The organism is Microbacterium sp. LWH3-1.2 (assembly GCF_040675855.1).
In the GTDB taxonomy this organism is placed as follows: Bacteria; Actinomycetota; Actinomycetes; order Actinomycetales; family Microbacteriaceae; genus Microbacterium.
Genome location: NZ_JBEGIK010000001.1, coordinates 3704003 through 3721429, shown reverse-complemented (window position 1 = coordinate 3721429; position 17427 = coordinate 3704003). Strand labels below are relative to the sequence as shown.

General features: G+C 71.9%; 16 protein-coding genes. 10 read left to right on the top strand and 6 right to left on the bottom strand.

Going from position 1 to position 17427, the window contains the following annotated elements:
* Positions 1 to 235 precede the first annotated feature (235 nt).
* The 6 genes from MRBLWH3_RS17400 to MRBLWH3_RS17375 all read left to right on the top strand — a co-directional run bounded on the left by MRBLWH3_RS17400 (position 236) and on the right by MRBLWH3_RS17375 (position 5700).
* Positions 236 to 628, top strand: coding sequence for a TOBE domain-containing protein (locus tag MRBLWH3_RS17400; RefSeq protein ID WP_363434675.1), 393 nt, complete (start codon positions 236 to 238; stop codon positions 626 to 628).
* 1 nt (position 629) lies between these two features.
* Entirely contained in the window at positions 630 to 1433 is an 804-nt protein-coding gene (gene modA / locus MRBLWH3_RS17395) for a molybdate ABC transporter substrate-binding protein (RefSeq protein ID WP_363434672.1), read from the top strand.
* Positions 1433 to 2260 (top strand): ABC transporter permease, encoded by an 828-nt coding sequence (locus tag MRBLWH3_RS17390; protein ID WP_363434669.1) that lies wholly within the window; start codon positions 1433 to 1435, stop codon positions 2258 to 2260. The genes modA and MRBLWH3_RS17390 overlap by 1 nt, the downstream gene beginning before the upstream one ends.
* A complete protein-coding gene (locus tag MRBLWH3_RS17385) occupies positions 2257 to 3345 on the top strand; it encodes a sulfate/molybdate ABC transporter ATP-binding protein (RefSeq protein WP_363434666.1) in 1089 nt (362 codons plus the stop codon). Before MRBLWH3_RS17390 ends, MRBLWH3_RS17385 begins: the two co-directional genes overlap by 4 nt.
* 126 nt (positions 3346 to 3471) lie before the next feature.
* Entirely contained in the window at positions 3472 to 4080 is a 609-nt protein-coding gene (locus tag MRBLWH3_RS17380; RefSeq protein ID WP_414685413.1) for a GNAT family N-acetyltransferase, read from the top strand.
* Between the two features lie 66 nt (positions 4081 to 4146).
* Complete coding sequence (locus MRBLWH3_RS17375; RefSeq protein ID WP_363434661.1) at positions 4147 to 5700, top strand: SDR family oxidoreductase; 1554 nt, start codon at positions 4147 to 4149, stop codon at positions 5698 to 5700.
* 86 nt (positions 5701 to 5786) lie between these two features.
* Here the strand turns inward: MRBLWH3_RS17375 and cydC are convergent, their stop codons facing one another.
* Both cydC and cydD read right to left on the bottom strand, forming a co-directional pair.
* Positions 5787 to 7535: a thiol reductant ABC exporter subunit CydC gene (gene cydC, locus MRBLWH3_RS17370; RefSeq protein ID WP_363434657.1), complete on the bottom strand. Its 1749-nt coding sequence runs from the start codon at positions 7533 to 7535 to the stop codon at positions 5787 to 5789.
* Positions 7532 to 9229, bottom strand: a complete 1698-nt coding sequence (gene cydD, locus MRBLWH3_RS17365; protein ID WP_363434654.1) for a thiol reductant ABC exporter subunit CydD — start codon at positions 9227 to 9229, stop codon at positions 7532 to 7534. The genes cydC and cydD overlap by 4 nt, the downstream gene beginning before the upstream one ends.
* 159 nt (positions 9230 to 9388) lie before the next feature.
* On the opposite strand from cydD, the gene MRBLWH3_RS17360 reads away from it, so the two are divergent.
* Positions 9389 to 9592: a hypothetical protein gene (locus tag MRBLWH3_RS17360; RefSeq protein WP_363434651.1), complete on the top strand. Its 204-nt coding sequence runs from the start codon at positions 9389 to 9391 to the stop codon at positions 9590 to 9592.
* Positions 9593 to 9634: 42 nt separating this feature from the next.
* Here MRBLWH3_RS17360 and cydB read toward each other — a convergent pair whose 3' ends face one another.
* Together cydB and MRBLWH3_RS17350 are read right to left on the bottom strand one after the other, a co-directional pair.
* On the bottom strand, positions 9635 to 10669 hold the full coding sequence (gene cydB, locus MRBLWH3_RS17355) for a cytochrome d ubiquinol oxidase subunit II (protein ID WP_363434648.1): 1035 nt from the start codon (positions 10667 to 10669) through the stop codon (positions 9635 to 9637).
* Between the two features lie 18 nt (positions 10670 to 10687).
* A complete protein-coding gene (locus MRBLWH3_RS17350; protein ID WP_363434645.1) occupies positions 10688 to 12133 on the bottom strand; it encodes a cytochrome ubiquinol oxidase subunit I in 1446 nt (481 codons plus the stop codon).
* Between the two features lie 244 nt (positions 12134 to 12377).
* Between MRBLWH3_RS17350 and moaA the strand changes: the two genes are divergently transcribed.
* Entirely contained in the window at positions 12378 to 13460 is a 1083-nt protein-coding gene (moaA, locus tag MRBLWH3_RS17345; protein ID WP_414685412.1) for a GTP 3',8-cyclase MoaA, read from the top strand.
* Position 13461: 1 nt separating this feature from the next.
* A complete protein-coding gene (fdhD, locus tag MRBLWH3_RS17340) occupies positions 13462 to 14388 on the top strand; it encodes a formate dehydrogenase accessory sulfurtransferase FdhD (RefSeq protein WP_363434639.1) in 927 nt (308 codons plus the stop codon).
* A 13-nt stretch (positions 14389 to 14401) separates the two neighbouring features.
* On the opposite strand, the gene MRBLWH3_RS17335 is transcribed toward fdhD, so the two are convergent.
* Positions 14402 to 15010, bottom strand: a complete 609-nt coding sequence (locus MRBLWH3_RS17335; RefSeq protein WP_363434636.1) for an ArsR family transcriptional regulator — start codon at positions 15008 to 15010, stop codon at positions 14402 to 14404.
* A 59-nt stretch (positions 15011 to 15069) separates the two neighbouring features.
* Positions 15070 to 15441: a hypothetical protein gene (locus MRBLWH3_RS17330; protein ID WP_363434633.1), complete on the bottom strand. Its 372-nt coding sequence runs from the start codon at positions 15439 to 15441 to the stop codon at positions 15070 to 15072.
* 327 nt (positions 15442 to 15768) lie between these two features.
* Here MRBLWH3_RS17330 and MRBLWH3_RS17325 point away from each other — a divergent pair, with 327 nt between their 5' ends.
* Positions 15769 to 17184: an amidase gene (locus MRBLWH3_RS17325; RefSeq protein ID WP_363434630.1), complete on the top strand. Its 1416-nt coding sequence runs from the start codon at positions 15769 to 15771 to the stop codon at positions 17182 to 17184.
* The last annotated feature ends 243 nt before the right edge of the window (positions 17185 to 17427 follow it).

The following is a 17427-nucleotide window of genomic DNA, read 5'->3' as shown; positions in this document are numbered from 1 at the left end:
TCGCCACGTTGTCAAGGCCCATGCCACGTCAAGGCCCATGCCTCGCCGTCTTCGGGAGGCCTATCGTTCCCGAAACGCGGGGAGCAGCACATGAGCGATCACCGCGCCGAGCCGACCCGCAACGACGAGCGCACGGCGCCAGCCGACGATGCAGGCGGAGTGATTCCCTGCCGCAACCCGCAATTGCGGTGAAATCGCTTGAGTGACGCCGCAGATGCGGTGATAGCGTGAGCCTATGGCCAGCTACAAGATCGCGGAAGCCGCGCGCCTGCTCGGCGTGAGCGACGACACCGTCAGGCGGTGGGTCGACGCCGGGACGCTGCCCACGACCGGGGCGTCGCCGATCGAGATCCCCGGCGACGCGCTCGCGGCGCACGCCGTCGAACTGGCGGCATCGCCGAATGATCCCGCCGACGCGCTCTCGAGCGCTCGCAACCGCTTCGTCGGGCTGGTCACCCGCGTGCAGGCCGACGGAGTGATGGCGCAGGTCGACATCCAGTCCGGCCCGCATCGCGTGGTCTCACTCATGTCGAGCGAGGCGGTGCGCGAGCTGGGTCTCCAGCCCGGGTCCCTCGCGGTCGCCGTGGTGAAGGCCACGAACGTCATCGTCGACACACCGAAGAGCTGACATGGCGCGCTCCGCGCTCCTGCGCGCCTCCGTCGTGCTGGCCGCCCTGGCGCTGCTGCTCACCGGCTGCGCGACCGGCACCGACCAGGATCCGCTCGCGACGTCGGCATCGACGCCGGCAGAGCCCGAGCTCACCGGCGACCTCACGGTCTACGCGGCGGCGTCGCTGAAGGCGGCCTTCGATGAGCTGGCGACGGAGTTCGAGGCGCGGCATCCGTCCGTCGATGTGCAGCCGATCACCTACGACGGCTCGTCGACCCTCGCGACGCAGATCATCGAGGGCGCCCCGGTCGACGTGTTCGCATCGGCCGACGAGAAGAACATGCAGAAGGTCGTGGACGAAGGGCTCGCCGCCGACCCTCAGGTGTTCGCCGGCAACACGCTCGTGCTGGTGGTGCCCGCCGGCAACCCGGGGGACGTCGAGAGTCTCGACGACCTCGCCACCGCCGACCTGACCGTCGTGCTGTGCGCCGCCGAGGTGCCGTGCGGCGCGGCGTCGGCGACGCTGCTGTCGAACGCCGGCGTGACGGCGAGCGTCGACAGCTACGAGCAGAACGTCACCGCGGTGCTCACGAAGGTGGCGGCCGGCGAGGCGGACGCGGGACTCGTGTACGTGACGGATGCGAAGACCACGGACGCCGTCGACGCGATCGAGATAGGGGGTGCCGAGGACGTCGTCAACCGCTACCCGATCGTGGCGCTCTCCGCCGCCGCGAGCCCCGGCGTCGCCGGCGCGTTCGTCGCGTTCGTGCTCGGCGGCGAAGGCCGGCACGTGCTCACCGACCTCGGCTTCGGGGCGCCATAATGCTCGCTGCGGCACACGCACCCGCGCGCGAGGAGCGCGCGGGGTTCGTGCCGCGCGTGCTCGCCGTGCCGGCGGTGATCGGGCTCGCCCTGCTGGTGCTGCCGCTCGGCGCCCTCGTGCTGCGGGTCGAATGGGCGACGCTGTGGAGCGATGTCACGTCGTCCGTGGCGCTGTCGGCCCTCGGGCTCTCGCTCGCGACCGGCGCGGTGGCGACCGTCGTGTGCGTCGTGCTCGGGGTGCCGCTGGCGCTTCTCATCGCGCGGAGCACCGTCCGCACGGCCGCCGTTCTCCGGGCCCTCGTGACGGTGCCGCTGGTGCTGCCGCCCATGGTCGGCGGCGTCGCCATGCTGTTCCTCTTCGGCCGCACCAGCTGGCTCGGCGGCATTCTCGCGGAGTGGGGCATCCGCATCCCGTTCACGACGACCGCAGTCGTGATGGCGCAGACCTTCGTCGCGCTGCCGTTCCTCGTGCTCGCGCTCGAGGGAGCGCTGCGGTCGACCGGATGGGGGTATGAGCAGGCGGCGGCGGGCTTGGGTGCGGGGCGCTGGACGATCCTCGCCCGCGTGACGCTCCCGCTCGCCGCCCCGGGACTGGTCGCCGGCATCGTGCTGTGCTTCGCCCGGGCGATCGGGGAGTTCGGGGCGACCGCGCTGTTCGCGGGCAACGCTCCGGGCGTGACGCAGACCATGCCGCTCGCGATCTACACCGCGTTCAACGGCGCCGGTGTGTCGCAGGGAACGGCGGTGGCACTGTCGCTGCTGCTCCTCGTGACCGCCGTCGGGGTGCTGCTCCTCGTGCGCGCCTGGCGGGCAGAGGCTCCGCGGTGAGCGCGGTCGCGCCGCACGCCGGGACGAACGCCGCGTCCCACGCGGCGGCCGGATTGGACGCCCGGGTGGTGGTGCGTCGCGGCGGGTTCGCTCTCGACGTCGCACTCCAGGCGGCGTCGGGAGCCGTCGTCGCTCTGATGGGGCCGAGCGGGGCCGGCAAGTCGACGCTGCTCGGGGTGCTCGCGGGGCTCACCGGGTTCGACGAAGGACATGTGCACCTCGGGGGTCGCGCGATCGACGCGTCTCCGGCGCGCCGCACGCCGCCCGCGTCGCGCGGCGTGGTGCTGCTCGGGCAGGACCCGCGGCTGTTCCCACATCTCAGCGCGATCGACAACGTCGCGTTCGGGCTCCGCGTCCACGGGGCGACGAAGGCCGCCGCCGCGGACGGCGCCGGTGACTGGCTTCGGCGCGTCGGCCTCGAAGGTCTCGGCGGGCGTCGTCCCGCACAGCTGTCGGGCGGCCAGCAGCAGCGCGTGGCGCTCGCGCGTGCCCTCGCGACGGCGCCCGCCGCCCTCCTCCTCGACGAGCCGCTCACGTCCCTCGACACCGAGACCGCCGGCGACGTGCGCGCGCTCCTGCATCAGCAGCTCGCGGCCACCGGCACGACCGCGGTCGTCGCGACCCACGACGCGGTCGACGCCGTCGCCCTCGCGAGCCGCTTGGTGGTGCTCGAGGGCGGCCGCGTCACGCAGTCCGGCCCTGTCCGTGAAGTGCTCGCCTCTCCGGCGACCCGCTTCGCCGCGGCGGTTGCGGGTCTCAACCGGGTGGAAGGGAGGACGGATGCTGCCGCCTGGCGTGCCGGGAACCTCGTGCTGCCCCGCCCGGCGGGGACGCGGCATCCGTCTTCCGCGGCCGTGTTCCGCCCGAGCGACGTCCGGGTCGCCGAGGGGCCGCCCCGCGGTGCGGGGGAGTGGATCGCGCGCATCGTGCGGCTCGAGCAGACCCCCGCGGGCGTGCGCGTGCGCACCGCCGACCCCGACGTCGCCGTGGACGTGGCCGCCGATCGCGCGGCGGGCCTCGGGCCCGGGGACCCGATCACGCTGCGCGTGGACCCGGCCGACGTGCGCTTCGTCGACGTGCCGTGAGCCTGCGCCGGGTGAGGCGCGTTTCGACCCCGCGCGCCAGAGCGCGCCCCGCTCGATGACAGGTGTGTCGGTTTCGCTCGGTGAGCGAGCGAGCCTTGACGGACACGGCCGTAGACTCGGCCGGTGATGCGAATCCGCCCCTTCCGGCCGGGTGACGAGCCCGCCCTCGCCGAGATCTGCCTCAAGACCGCGGATGCCGGCGCCGACGCCACCGGGTTGCTCGACGACGACGACCTCTGGGCCGAGATCTTCGTGCTCCCGTATGCGGCGCACCACCCCGAGTTCGCGTTCGTCGTCGAGGCCGACGACGAACGCGTCGTGGGCTACGTCGTCGGCGCGCCGGATTCCGCCGCGTTCGAGGACTGGTTCGCCACCGGGTGGTGGCCGCGGTTCTCCGAGCGCTGGCCCGAGCCGCAGGGCGACCCGCTGCCGGTGAGCGTCTCGCGCCAGGACGGCATCGTGCGCTACGCCTACGCGCGCCGAGGGGGTGCCCAGCCGTTCGGCGACGAATACCCCGCGCATCTGCACATCGACCTGCTGCCCGAGACCCAGGGTCAAGGGCTCGGCCGCCGTCTCATCGAGACCTTCGAGAACGCGCTGCGCGAGGCGGGCGTGCCGGGCCTGCACCTCGTCGCGTCGTCCGACAACACGGGAGCGATCGCGTTCTACCCGCGCGTCGGGTTCGAGCCGCTGCCGTCGCCGGAGGGCACGCAGGTCTTCGCCACGCGCCTGTGACGTACGCCTTCGGGCACGCGGCGTCAAGCCGTTGGGGCGGCCGGAGGTCTCCCGTAGTCTGCGGGCGTGGACGATGTCTCTGCGCCGACCGGCCGTGAGCCGGCGCTCATCGCCCGGCCGCGCGACGACGGCTCCGCGCGCCGGGCACTGGTCCTCGGGGCAACGGGCTACATCGGCGGTCGCCTGGTTCCCCGGCTCCTGAACGCCGGGTACGAAGTGCGCGTCCTGGCACGCGACGCGGCCCGGGCGGTCGCGTTCCCCTGGAGCGACAGCGTCGAGATCGTCCGCGGCGACGCCACGGATGCCGCATCCGTCGGCGAAGCGGCGCGTGATGTCGACGTCGTCTACTACCTCGTCCACTCGATGTCGGGCGGCACGTCGTTCGCCGACGCCGACCGTCGCGCGGCCCAGACGGTCGCGCGGGCGGCGGTGGAGGCATCCGTCGGTCGGATCGTGTACCTCGGGGGCCTGCACCCCGAGGGGGTGGCGCTGTCGCCGCATCTGCGCTCGCGCGTCGAGGTCGGCGAGACGTTCCTCGCGAGCGGGGTGCCCACCATCGTGCTGCAGGCGGGCGTCGTGATCGGATCCGGGTCCGCGTCGTTCGAGATGGTGCGTCACCTCACCGAGGTGCTGCCTTACATGCCGGCGCCGAAGTGGGTGCGCAACCGCATCCAGCCGATCGCCGTGCGCGACGTGCTGCACTACCTGCTGGGTGCCGCGCGGCTGCCCGCCGACGTGAACCGGGCTGTCGACATCGGCGGACCCGATGTGCTGCGGTACGGGCAGATGATGAATGGCTACGCCGTCGAAGCAGGCCTGAGGCAGCGACCCATCGCGGCGCTGCCGGTGCTCACGCCGCGGCTCGCCTCTCACTGGGTGAACCTCGTCACGCCGATTCCCCGCTCCATCGCCCGCCCGCTCGTCGAGTCGCTGCAGAACGAGTGCATCGTCAAGGACCTCGCGATCGACGACCTGATCCCGCCGCCCGACGGAGGCTTGACGCCCTACCGGACGGCGGTACGAATGGCGCTCGGTCGCGTCGAGGCAGACGCGATCGAGACGAGCTGGCAGGATGCCGAGGTGCTCGGCGCGCCGAGCGACCCGCTGCCCAACGATCCCGACTGGGCAGGTCGTGTCGTCTTCACCGACGTGCGCACGACCCACACCCCCGCCTCGCCATCGGCGCTGTGGGGTGTGATCGTGGGGATCGGCGGTGAGAACGGCTGGTACTCGTCGCCTCTGCTGTGGGCTGTGCGCGGCTGGATGGACCGCCTCGTCGGCGGCATCGGGCTGGCCCGCGGGCGGCGCAGCAAAGAACGGCTCGCCGTCGGCGACGCCCTCGACTTCTGGCGCGTCGAAGCTCTCGAACCGGGACGGATGCTGCGCCTCCGGGCCGAGATGAAGGTGCCGGGTCTCGCGTGGCTCGAGCTGCAGGCCTCGCCCGACGGCGATGGCGGCGGCTCACGCTACGATCAGCGCGCCGTGTTCTTCCCACGAGGGCTCGCGGGGCGCCTGTACTGGGTCGCGGTGGTGCCGTTCCACGGATTCATCTTCGCGGGGATGGCGCGCCGCATCACCGCGGCCGCCGAGGCCGTCGTGGCGGAGCCCGCGCCGGCGTGAGTACGGCGGGTCGGTCACCGAGGAGCGGCTCGCCCGAGACCAGCCGCTCGAGCACCGAACCCGGCGGGTGGTTGCGCGGGCGGTGATCATCGGGCCAGGCGGCCGTCTTCGATGCGCACGATGCGGTCGACGAGCCTGTCGGGCACGGCGACGTGCGAGATGAGCACCACGGCCTGGTCGTCGCGGACGGCGCCCAGCAGGTCGGCGAGGAGGCGATCGGATGCCTCGGGGTCGACGCCCGCGGTGGGCTCGTCGAGCACGAGCACCGGGAAGCCCCGCAGCAGCGCCCGCGCGAGCGCGATCCGCTGCGCCTGTCCGCCCGACACCAGGGCGCCGCGCTCGCCGACGCGCGCGCCGAGTCCGCCGCGCTCGCCCAGCCACGCGCCGAGGCCGACGCGGTCGAGGGCGGCCTCGAGCTCGGCATCCGTCGCGGTGTCGCGCGCGAAGAGCAGGTTCTGGCGGATGTCCTCGTCGAAGAGCATCGGATGCTGCTCGCACAAGCCCACCGTGAGCCGCACGTCGTCGGGGGAGAGGTCGTGCACCGAGCGGGGGCCGACGTCGTAGCCTCCCTCGGTCTCGAGGAACCGCACGAGCGCGTGCGCGAGGGTGCTCTTGCCCGCGCCGCTCGAGCCCATGACGAGCACCCGTTCGCCCGGCCGGATCGCGAGGTCGATGTCGCGCAGCGCGGGCTCGGCGGCGCCCGGCCACCGTACGCTCGCCCCCTGCAACCGGATGCCGCCGCCGAGAGCGGGAGCGTCACCCGTGGCCTCGACGGTCTCGGGGGCGAGTTCAGCGGGCGCGGTGGCGGGCAGCGAATCCGCGATGCGCTCCGCCGACGCCCGCACCAGGCGCCACGCCGACGCGGCCATCGGCACCGACGCGAACACCTCGAACACCGCCATCGGCACAAGCACGGCGACCGCGAGGGACGGACCGCTGAGCGAGCCGGATGCCGCGCCCGGCGCGGAGACCAGCACGGCGGCGATCGACGCGGCGCCGGCGAGGAGCGACACGAGGGCGGCGGTGCCGGCCTGCGCTCCGGACCGGCGGACGACGGCGCGCCGCAGGTCGGCGTCGGCGCCGGCGATGCGCTCCCGGCTCTGCGCCTCCGCGCCGAACGCGGTCAGCACGTCGAGGCTGCCGATGTGGTCGAGCACCGCGTCGGCGAGGCGGGCGCGCAGCGGGGCGATGGCCCGTTCTGCCCGGGCGCCCGACATCCATCCCCACAGCGTGGCGATCGCCGCCGCGACGATGAGGCACGCGAGCAGGGTCAGGGCAGCCGGCCACCACACGACCGCGAGCAGCACGACCGCGCCGAGGGCGACCAGTGCCGACGAGACCAGCGGCTGCACGACACGCAGCGGAAGATTCTGCAGTTCGTCGACGTCGTCGACGAGCGCCCCCAGCACTGAGCCCCGGCGCGTGCGCGCCAGGCCGTCGGGGGCCAGGGGGACGAGCCGGCGCACGAGGTCGGCGCGCGTCGATGCGAGCTGCCGCAAGGCGGCGTCGTGGCCGGTGAGCCGCTCGAGGTAGCGGAACGAAGCGCGCGAGATGGCGAAGAATCGCACGCCGACGACCGCGGCCGACAGGTACAGCACCGGCGGCTGCTCGCTCGCGCGCACGATGAGCCACGCGCTGACGGCGAGCAGCGCGACAGCCGAGGCTTCCGAGGCGAACCCGGCCGCGAGCGCCCACCAGAACCGCCGCGCCGGCGGCATCGCGCCGCGCAGCACCGCTCCCAACGTGGAGGGTTGCTCGCCTGTCAGGACGTGCTGCTCCGGGCGGCCGTTTGCGACAGGTGAGCGGGGGTGTTCGGGCTGGCTCGGGGCGGTCATGCGAGCACCTCGCTCGGCTCGAGGCGCACGACCTGGTCGGCGATGGCGCGCGCCGACGTACGGTGCGAGATCAGCAGCACCGTCGCGCCCTCGTCGGCGAGGAGACGGATGTTGCGCCATAGCCGGCCCTCTGTCCGGGGGTCGAGCGCCGAGCTGGGTTCGTCGAGCGCGATCACCGCGGCGTCCCCGCACAGGTGCCGGTAGAACGCGCGGGCGACCGCGACGCGCTGAGCCTGGCCGCCGGAGAGGCCGGCGCCCTGCACGCCGAGCTCCTGCGCAGGGTCGAGCCCATCGGCGCAGGCGAGCTCGAGCGCGCGCCGCACCGTCGCCGGATCGGGTGTCGGATCGCCGAGGGCGACGTTGTCGGCGATGCTGCCGGTGAGGAGCCCGGGGCGCTGGCCCGCCCACGCGAGCCACTCCGACGGTGCGAGGGCGCGCAGGTCGGCGCCGTCCCACGATGCCTCCCCGCCGAAGGCGGCTGCTCCCCGCAGAGCGGCGATGAGGCTGGATTTGCCGGCCCCGCTCGGCCCCTCGACGAGGGTGACCGTGCCCGGGCCCGCCGTCAGATCGACGGCTGGCAGCATCCGTTCTCCGCGGCGCACGCGGACGCGATCGAGGACGAGCACGGCGTGTGCGCCGGGTGCAGGCGTTCCGCCTTGCTCGCTCCTCGCTCGCTCGACGACCGGTTCCTCCGCCCGCGGGCTGGTCCGCGCGGCGTCGAGCACGTCGAACACGTCGTCGGTCGCCGCGACCCCCTCGGCCGCGGCGTGGAACTGGACGCCGACCTGGCGCAGCGGCAGGTATGCCTCTGGTGCCAGCAGCAGCACGAAGAGCCCGACGGCCAGTGTCAGCGTCCCGTCGATCAGCCGGAACCCGATCGAGACCGCCACGATCGCGACGGCGATCGAGGCGAGGAACTCGAGCGCGAACCCCGAAAGGAACGACACTCGCAGGACGCGCATCGTCTCGCGGCGGTACTCGCCGGTGACCCGTTCGATGGATGCCGCGGCCCGGTGCTGCCGGCCGAACACCTTGAGGGTCGACAGTCCCTGCACAGTGTCGGCGAATCGCGACGCCAAGCGCTGCAGCGTGCGCCACTGCCGCTGCTGCACCGACTGGGTCGCGAGGCCGATGAGCACCATGAAGATCGGGATGAGGGGGAGCGTGAGCAGCACGGTGAGCCCCGAGATCCAGTCCTGCCACCACATCACCGCGAGGATCAGCGGCGTCGCCACCACGGTCTGCACGAGCTGCGGCAGGTAGCGGCCGAAGTACGCCTCGAGGGCGTCGAGCCCGCGTCCCGCGGTCACGGCGAGCGCGGCCGAGTTGCGGGCGCCGAGCCATTCGGGCCCGAGCACGCCGATGGCCTCGACGAGCGTCGCGCGCAGCTGACCCTGCACGCGCGCGGCCGCGCGGGCGGCGACGGCTTCGCGCGTCCACAGCAGCACCGCACGCAGCGCGACCACGAGCGCGAGCGCGCCGAGAGTGGGCGCGAGGTCGGCCCACGGCATCCCGTCGATCGCTCCGGTGATCGCCCGCGTCAGCAGCCACGCGAACGCGACGATCACCGCGGTCTGCGCCGCCGCGATGGCGGCGATCGCGACGAAGAAACCGCGAGAGGCGCTCGCGTACCGCAGCAGCCGTGGGTCGACGGGTTTGCCGTTCACGCGAGGCGGGGCATCCGTCTCACTCATTCCACCTCGACCCTACCCATCCCTCGGTCTGTCGCTGTCCACGCGGCGGAAGACCCCGGCAGCGTCACCACCACGATCTACGGAGGCGACAGCGCGGGGTTCGAGGCCGCCAAGCCGATCAACATCATGCAGGCCGCTCCTTCGGGTACGTACGACGGCATGACCGCCGTGTTCACCGCGGGCTCGGAGGATCCGACCTACATCCAGGCCGCCAAGGACGTGTCGGCCGAGGCGCAGGCCGTCGGCATGACGGTCACGTACTACGAGGTGCCCGGCGCCGGTCACGTCGGTGACGCGCTGACCGGCGGACTGCAGGAGGGGTTCACCGTGATGTATCCGGTTCTGGGGCTGTCGGCGAAGTGATGAGACGGATGCTGCGGCCCGCAGCATCCGTCCACATCTCACTCAGTGCGCGGCCGTCGTCGCGGCCTGCTCGATGCGGGAGCGGGTGACGCGCTTGCGGAAGATCCAGTACGTCCAGCCCTGGTAGGCGAGCACGAGCGGCAGGAAGATCAGGGCAGCCCACGACATGATCGTCAGCGTGTAGTCGGTGCTCGACGCGTTCTCGATGGTGAGCGATCCGGCGGGGTCGCCGGTCGACGGCATGACGTAGGGGAACAACGCGAACCACACCGCGAGCACCGCCGTCACGATCGTGAAGGCGCCGAAGCCGAAGGCCCAGCCCTCGCGGCCGCGGGCGTTCGAGAGCCACGAGGCGATGAGGAGCACGGCCGCCACGGCCGACAGGACCGCCGTGACCATCGCGAACTCGCGGCCCTCGGAGAACGCCATGCCTACCGTCCACACGAGGAACGCCGCAGCGATCACGATCGTGAGGAGTCCGGCGCGACCGGCGAGTCGACGTGCGTCAGCGGCGACCTGGCCGTCCGTCTTCAGCGCCACGAAGTACACGCCGTGGGTGAAGAACAGCAGCAGCGTCGTCAGACCGCCGAGCAGGCCGTACGGGTTGAGCAGGGTCAGCAGCGAACCGGTGAACTCGTGGTCCGCGTCCAGCGGAACCCCCTGCACGATGTTCGCGACGGCGACGCCCCACAGGAGGGCCGGCACGGCGGAGCCGACGACGATCATCGTGTCGAACCCCTTCTTCCACCGCAGCGAGTCGCGCTGGTGGCGGTACTCGAACGAGACACCGCGCAGGATCAGTGCGAGCAGGATCAGCAGCAGCGCGAGGTAGAAGCCGCTGAAGAGCGTCGCGTACCACTCCGGGAACGCCGCGAACAGGCACGCGCCGGCGACGATCACCCAGGTCTCGTTGAGGTCCCACACGGGGCCGATGGTGTTGATGACCTGGCGGCGGCTGATGTCGTTCTTGCCGAGGAACGGCAACGACATGCCGACGCCGAAGTCGAACCCGTCGAGCACGAAGTAGCCGACGAAGAGGAATCCGACGATCCAGAACCAGAGGTAGGCGAGATCCATGATGTGCTCCTGCAGCCCTTAGTAGACCGTCGTCGGGGTGTCTTCGACCGCCTGGGTGCGTGCGTCGGGCGCCCCGGGCTCGGGAAGGGGTTCGGGACCCTTCTTGGCCGTCTTGAGGATGAGGCCGAACTCGACCACCGCAAGCGCCGCGTAGATCAGCGTGAACGCGGTCAGCGAGATGAGCACCGTCCATCCCGGCACTGAGGGCGAGACGCCGTCCTCGGTCAGCATGAGGCTGAACACGATCCACGGCTGGCGGCCCATCTCGGTGAAGACCCAGCCCACGAGGATGGCGAGCAGGGATGCGGGCCACGCCCAGATCGCGAGACGCCATGCCCAGGCGGGAACCTCGCGCTTGGCCTTCTTGCGTGTGAGCCAGAGGCCGACGACCGCGACGAGCGCGGCGACGCCGCCGAGACCGATCATCCAGCGGAACGCCCAGTAGGTGACCCACAGGATCGGGGCGAAGTTTCCGTCGACCTGGTCCGCGAACTGCGGGAACAGCTCGGTCGTGTAGAGGTTGTTGAGGTCGTTGATGCCCTCGACGCAGCCGTCGAACGAGTGCGTCGACAGCAGCGCCAGCAGGTAGGGCACGCGGATCGAGAACAGCTCGCTCGTTCCGTCGGGCGTGCCGAGCGTGAAGATCGAGAACGAGGCGTCCGCTCCGCAGGCGCTGTCGAACATCGCCTCGGCAGCCGCCATCTTCATCGGCTGCGTCGCGACCATGACGAGGCTGAGCTGGTCGCCCGAGATCGCGACACCTGCGAAAGCGGCGATCAGTCCCCACAGGCCGAACGTCAGCGACGAGCGCATCATCTCGACGTTCTGCTTGCGCAGCAGGTGCCAGGCGGAGATCGAGACGATCACCCCCGCGGTCATCATGAACGCCGCGAACAGGGTGTGGGGGAGCGCCGCGAGGGCGACGGGGTTCGTCAGCACCGCGAAGAAGTCGGTCATCTCGGCGCGCGAGCCATCCTCAGCCATCTTGAAGCCGACGGGGTTCTGCATGAACGCGTTCGCGGCGAGGATGAAGTACGCCGAGAACCACGCGCCGATCGTCGCGATCCAGATGCTCGCGAGGTGCAGCGCCTTGGGCAGCTTGTCCCAGCCGAAGATCCAGAGGCCGATGAACGTCGCCTCGAAGAAGAAGGCCATGAGGCCCTCGAAGGCGAGCGGCGCCCCGAACACGTCTCCCACGAACCGCGAATAGGACGACCAGTTCATGCCGAACTGGAACTCCTGCACGATGCCCGTCACGACGCCCATCGCGAAGTTGATCAGGAAGATCTTGCCGAAGAACCGGGTGAGATGGAGCCATTTCGCGTTGCCGGTGCGGAACCACGCGGTCTGGAAGATCGCGACCGTCAGCGCCATCCCGAGCGTGAGGGGGACGAAGAGGAAGTGGTACAGCGTCGTGAGGCCGAACTGCCAGCGCGCCAGCAGCAGAGGGTCCAGCAGATCCACGATGCGATTCTCCGATCGTTCCGGACTGGGTCTGATCACCGTAGCATGTGGTCAGACCACACGGGCGACATAGCCCCATCGGGCGCCCGGTGCACCCAGATTCCCAGGAATCCGGTGCTGAGGCGAGCCCTCCCGCCGTGAATAATGACGCGGCAACGGCGCCCGCCGTCCGCGGCGCGACTACCCTCGGAAACATGGCGAGCCGGGCACAGCGATCGGAGCCGGGCGCGTGAGTGCGATCCCGATGACGATCGGTCGGCGGGTGCCTGTTCCCGCGGCATCCGCTGATGTCGGCGTGCTCGCGGCGTCTGCGGCGGCCCGTGTGGGGGGTGCGCCGTTGGTGGACACGCATGGCCGGGTGCACCGCGACCTGCGGATCTCGCTGACGGACCGGTGCTCGCTGCGGTGCACGTACTGCATGCCGGAGCAGGGCAACGAGTGGCTCGCGAAGACGAGCATCCTCACGCTGGACGAGATCGCGCGCATCGCGATGGTGGCCGCGGCGGACGGGATCACGACGTTCCGGCTCACCGGTGGGGAGCCGCTGCTGCGGACCGACATCGTCGAGGTGGTGCGCCGGCTCGCGGCGATCACCGGGCCCGACGGCCGGCCGGTGGAGATCGCGATGACGACGAACGGGATCCGGCTGCCCGACCTGCTGCCCGGCCTGGTCGATGCCGGGCTTCACCGGCTGAACATCTCGATCGACACGCTGCGCCGCGACCGGTTCCAGGCGCTGACCCGCCGGGACCGGCTGGACGATGTGCGGGACGGGATCGCTGCGGCCGCCGCATCGGGGCTGCGGCCGTTGAAGCTCAACGCGGTGGCGATGCGTGAGGTGAACGACGACGAGCTCGTCGACCTGGTGGAGTTCGCGATCGGGCAGGGGGCGCAGATGAGGTTCATCGAGCAGATGCCGTTGGATGCCGGGCACACCTGGGACCGGTCGCGGATGGTGACGCAGGACGAGATCCTCACCGCGCTGTCGGCACGGTGGACGTTGACGCCGGTGCCTGGTCGGGGTGGGGCGCCCGCGGCGCGGTGGACCCTCGATGGTGGGCCGCATTCGGTGGGGGTGATCGCGTCGGTGACGGCGCCGTTCTGCGGCGACTGCGACCGGCTGCGGCTCACCGCGGACGGGCAGTTGCGCAACTGCCTGTTCTCGAGCACCGAGTACGACCTGCTGCCGATCCTGCGCGGCGGCGGGGACGATGGGCAGGTCGATGGGATGCTGCGGTCCTGTGTGCGCGGGAAGCTCCCGGGGCATGCGATCAACGACCCGTCGTTCCTGCAGCCGGCGCGCGGCATGAACGCGATCGGCGGCTGAGATGGGCCGCATCACCACCCGCACCCCCGTCACCCGCATCGTGCTGAACGACGGTGATGCCGTCGTCCGTCGCCGCGCCGACACCCTCGTGGTCGAGGAACCGCTCGAGATGCGGGTCGCGGGGGAGCCGCTGACCGTGACGATGCGCACCCCCGGGAACGACATCGAGCTCGCGGCGGGCTTCCTGGTGTCGGAAGGTGTGATGTCCGCGGCGGCCGATCTCCGCTCCGCGATCCACTGCGGCGGACCGGGCACGGGCTCGGTACCGCCGACGCCGCTGCTGACGATCGGCGTCGGCCCCATGCCGGCGGTCGTGGCGCCGGCGGCGTCGACGGAGAACACCTACAACGTGCTCGACATCGCGCTCGCTCCCGAGCTCGCGCCGCTCGTGACCGACATCGCCCGCAACTTCTACACCACGAGCTCGTGCGGCGTCTGCGGTACGGCGTCGATCGAGGCGATCGAGAAGCGGTCCCGCTACGACGTCGGCACGGATGCCGCCGCCGTGGACGCCGCACTTCTCACGCGTCTTCCCGACGAGCTGCGGGCGGGGCAGACGGTGTTCGACAAGACCGGCGGCCTCCACGCCGCGGCGCTGTTCGACGCCGCGTCCGGCGAACTCCTCGTGCTGCGCGAGGACGTCGGCCGGCACAACGCGGTCGACAAGGTGATCGGCTGGGCCGTGCTCGAAGACCTGCTGCCGCTCGGCGGAACCGTGCTGCAGGTCTCGGGGCGTGCGAGCTTCGAGCTCGTCCAGAAAGCGGTGATGGCCGGCATCCCGATCCTGTCCGCGGTCTCTGCGCCGTCGTCGCTGGCCGTCGAGCTGGCCGCGGCGTCCGGGCTCACCCTCGTCGGGTTCGTGCGCGGCTCGTCGATGAACGTCTACTCCCGCCCGGATCGGGTGCGGGTGGCCGCGCCGGTGCACTGACCGTCGCCGGGACTCAGCCGCGTGTGGCGCCGAGCTGCACGATGCACTGCGTCGGGTCGCACGACGCGGCGATGCCCTCGACGCGCAGCGGGCCGCCGGCCTGTGCGAGCACGCTGTCCATGAGACCGACATGGACGCTGCACAGCACGCCGCGGTGCTCGGCAGCGGGCACGTGCGGGCAGGGGGTCAGGTCGACCGTGAGGTCGCGCGCGTCGACGAAAGGATCGAAGCCGGCGTCGCCGAGGTCCTCCACGAGTGCGTCGAGCTGGTGCAGGGCGTCGGCGCCGAGGTCGGCGTCCGTGTCGGATCCGTACACGCGACGCAGAAGATCTCCGCGACGAGCCGCCTCCTCCGCCCGGCGGACGGCGACAGGGCTCGAGGCCTCGTCCGAGCCGGTGGCCGCGGAGTAGAGCACGCGCGGGCGGCCGCGGGTCGTGCGGTGCTCGGTCTCGGCGATCACGTAGCCGGCGTCGATGAGGCGCTGGACGTGCTCGCGTACGGTGTTGGCGTGCAGGCCGGTCGCCTCGACGAGCTCGGAGATCGCCCGCTGCGGGCGCTCCTGCAGGAGGTGCATGATCTCGACGCGGGAGTAGCTCGAGATCGCGCTGTACCCGGTCGTCATGGTCCCATTATCGCGGGGTGCCACGACGACCCGGTGCGCGCGGGCTCGCCCGTGTCGGATCAGAACAGCTGGCCGAAGACGAGGATCGCGATGAAGAACACCGCGACGATGCCGACGATGATCGCGAGCGTACGGCCGGAGAGCTTGGCGACGCCCCAGCCGACCAGCACGGGGATGGCGAAGAGGAACAGCGCCACGATCCACCAGAACGCGGAGTAGGCGCCGCTGGTCGCGTCCTCCAGGCGCCCGCCGAAGAGCGACTGCGTCGCCGGGTGGGTCGCGAAGCGGACCGCGATCGAGATCGGGACCGCCACGAACACGAAGACCACGAGTCCGATGAGCCAGCCCCACAGGGTGGCGCTTCCGCCGCCAGAGAGGACACCCCCGTGGAGCTCGGGTTCGGGCTTCTGCTGCTGCTTTCCTGATGCCATGGGCATGACTCTAGTGGCGCCCGGTGGCGCGGCATCGTGCGATTCGCACGATTCTCGCCCGACATGGCGCTGTCCGCCGGTGGGGACGGGCGGACAGCGTCGGGGCGCCAGGGAGAAACGCCACTGGGGGAGCGATCTCCGCGCTCACCATCCACGAGCGTCGCCCGTCAGGGGGGTGGAGCTTTCGGGACGGCGTTCGCGGGGTCTGAGATCAAGGTACGCCCGTGGGTCGCCTGCACAAGAGGTATTGCCTGTGGGTCTCCTGAGTGCTAGCCGCACGCGCCGCTCACCGGTGTGCGGGTCCTCCCGTGGTGGGATGGGAGCGACATGAGCCAGCCGCTGCTTCCCCCCGATTCCGTCGCCGCGATCGCCGCCGCGGTGCGGGCGCGGGAGGTGACGGCGCAGGAAGTCGTGGAGGAGCACCTCGCCCGCATCGCGCGGGTGGACCCCGGCGTCAACGCCCTCACGGTCGTGTTCTCCGACCGTGCGCGGACGGCCGCCGCGGAGGTGGATGCCGCGCTCGCGGCGGGGCGCGATCCGGGATCGCTCTCGGGCGTGCCGATCTCCGTGAAGGAGAACATCGACCTCGCCTGGTCGGCTAGCACCAACGGCTGGCGGGGACTGGCCGACGCCCAGCCCGCCCGGGACGCCACGATCGTCCGTCGTCTGCGAGATGCCGGCGCCGTGCCCGTCGCACGCGGCAACATGCCCGACTTCGGCATGCGGTGGGACACCGACAACGACCTGTTCGGCCGCACACGCAACCCGTGGAACCCGGGCCGCAGCGTCGGCGGATCCAGCGGTGGCGACGCGGTCGCGGTGACGACCGGGATGAGCGCCCTGGGCCTCGGCAACGACTTCGGCGGCTCGCTCCGCCTCCCCGCGTACGCGACGGGCGTCGTCGGCCTGCGCCCGTCGCAGGGGCGCGTGCCGCGCGCGGCGGTGCAGGGGCAGCCGGTGGCACTCACGCTGCAGCAGTTCTCGGTGAACGGCCCGATGGCGCGATACGTCGACGACGTCGCGCTCGCCCTCCGGGTCATCCAGGGATGGGATGCCGACGACCCGGTGTCCGTCGCCGCGCCCGCCGTGCGCCCCGACGAGCTGCCGCGGCGAGTCGGCGTCGTGCGCGACTTTGCGGGCCTGGCCGTGGATCCGGAGGTTGCGGGCGGAATCGACCGGGCCGCAGCATCCCTCATGCGTGCCGGCTGGGAGGTCGTCGATGTCGCGGCTCCGCTGCTCGAGGAGGCGGCCGTGCTGTGGCGGCGGTTGTCGTGCACCGACATGCTCATCTCGCTCGATCCGGCCGCCCTCGGCCAACCGCTCGGGCGCTCGGCCACCGCCTTCCTGCGCGACAGCACCGCGGCGGCGCGCCCTTACGCGTCGGCGCGCGAATATGCCGAGGCGTGGGCGCGGCGGGCGGTGATCGCGGCGGAGTGGCGGCGGCTGCTGGTCGACGTGCCCGTGATCCTCGGACCGGTGTCGATCTCGCGCATGCGGGAACCGGACTACGACCTCGGCGGGAAGGAGGCGGCGGACCGTGCGTGGCGCGACCTCTGGCTGACGGTGGTCGTCAACTTCCTCGGACTCCCCGCGCTGGCGCTGCCCACCGGCCTCGGCGGTGACGGCACGCCCACCGGCGTCCAGCTCATCGGTCCCGCCTTCGGCGAAGAGGTGCTGTTCGAGGCTGGACGTGCGGTCGAGGCCGCGGTCCCGCGTCTTCCCCCGATTCCGGCGCTCGTGTGAGGAACCCCTGACGCACGCACGCGCTCCGCTGGAGCGTACGGGGCGTCGACGGTGGCGCCGGGCCTGTTCGGCTACGAACGCGCCCGGTGCTCGGCCGCGATCTGACTCGGGCTCACCGTTACGGGGTCGGCGTCTCCGGCGGGCGCGGGAAGGGCGGTTCCTCCGGGTGCGGCGCGAGCGGTTCTTCAGGCCACGGGGCGGTCGGCTCGTCCGGCGGCGTCGGGATGCTGGGTCCCGGACCGG

Excerpts from the sequence above, each read along its gene's own strand:
- MRBLWH3_RS17400 (WP_363434675.1), top strand. The coding sequence starts at position 236 with ATGGCCAGCTACAAGATCGCGGAAGCCGCGCGCCTGCTCGGCGTGAGC.
- modA (WP_363434672.1), top strand. The coding sequence starts at position 630 with ATGGCGCGCTCCGCGCTCCTGCGCGCCTCCGTCGTGCTGGCCGCCCTG.
- MRBLWH3_RS17390 (WP_363434669.1), top strand. The coding sequence starts at position 1,433 with ATGCTCGCTGCGGCACACGCACCCGCGCGCGAGGAGCGCGCGGGGTTC.
- MRBLWH3_RS17380 (WP_414685413.1), top strand. The coding sequence starts at position 3,472 with ATGCGAATCCGCCCCTTCCGGCCGGGTGACGAGCCCGCCCTCGCCGAG.
- cydC (WP_363434657.1), bottom strand. The coding sequence starts at position 7,535 with ATGACCGCCCCGAGCCAGCCCGAACACCCCCGCTCACCTGTCGCAAAC.
- cydD (WP_363434654.1), bottom strand. The coding sequence starts at position 9,229 with ATGAGTGAGACGGATGCCCCGCCTCGCGTGAACGGCAAACCCGTCGAC.
- MRBLWH3_RS17360 (WP_363434651.1), top strand. The coding sequence starts at position 9,389 with ATGACCGCCGTGTTCACCGCGGGCTCGGAGGATCCGACCTACATCCAG.
- cydB (WP_363434648.1), bottom strand. The coding sequence starts at position 10,669 with ATGGATCTCGCCTACCTCTGGTTCTGGATCGTCGGATTCCTCTTCGTC.
- moaA (WP_414685412.1), top strand. The coding sequence starts at position 12,378 with ATGACGATCGGTCGGCGGGTGCCTGTTCCCGCGGCATCCGCTGATGTC.
- fdhD (WP_363434639.1), top strand. The coding sequence starts at position 13,462 with ATGGGCCGCATCACCACCCGCACCCCCGTCACCCGCATCGTGCTGAAC.
- MRBLWH3_RS17335 (WP_363434636.1), bottom strand. The coding sequence starts at position 15,010 with ATGACGACCGGGTACAGCGCGATCTCGAGCTACTCCCGCGTCGAGATC.
- MRBLWH3_RS17330 (WP_363434633.1), bottom strand. The coding sequence starts at position 15,441 with ATGGCATCAGGAAAGCAGCAGCAGAAGCCCGAACCCGAGCTCCACGGG.
- MRBLWH3_RS17325 (WP_363434630.1), top strand. The coding sequence starts at position 15,769 with ATGAGCCAGCCGCTGCTTCCCCCCGATTCCGTCGCCGCGATCGCCGCC.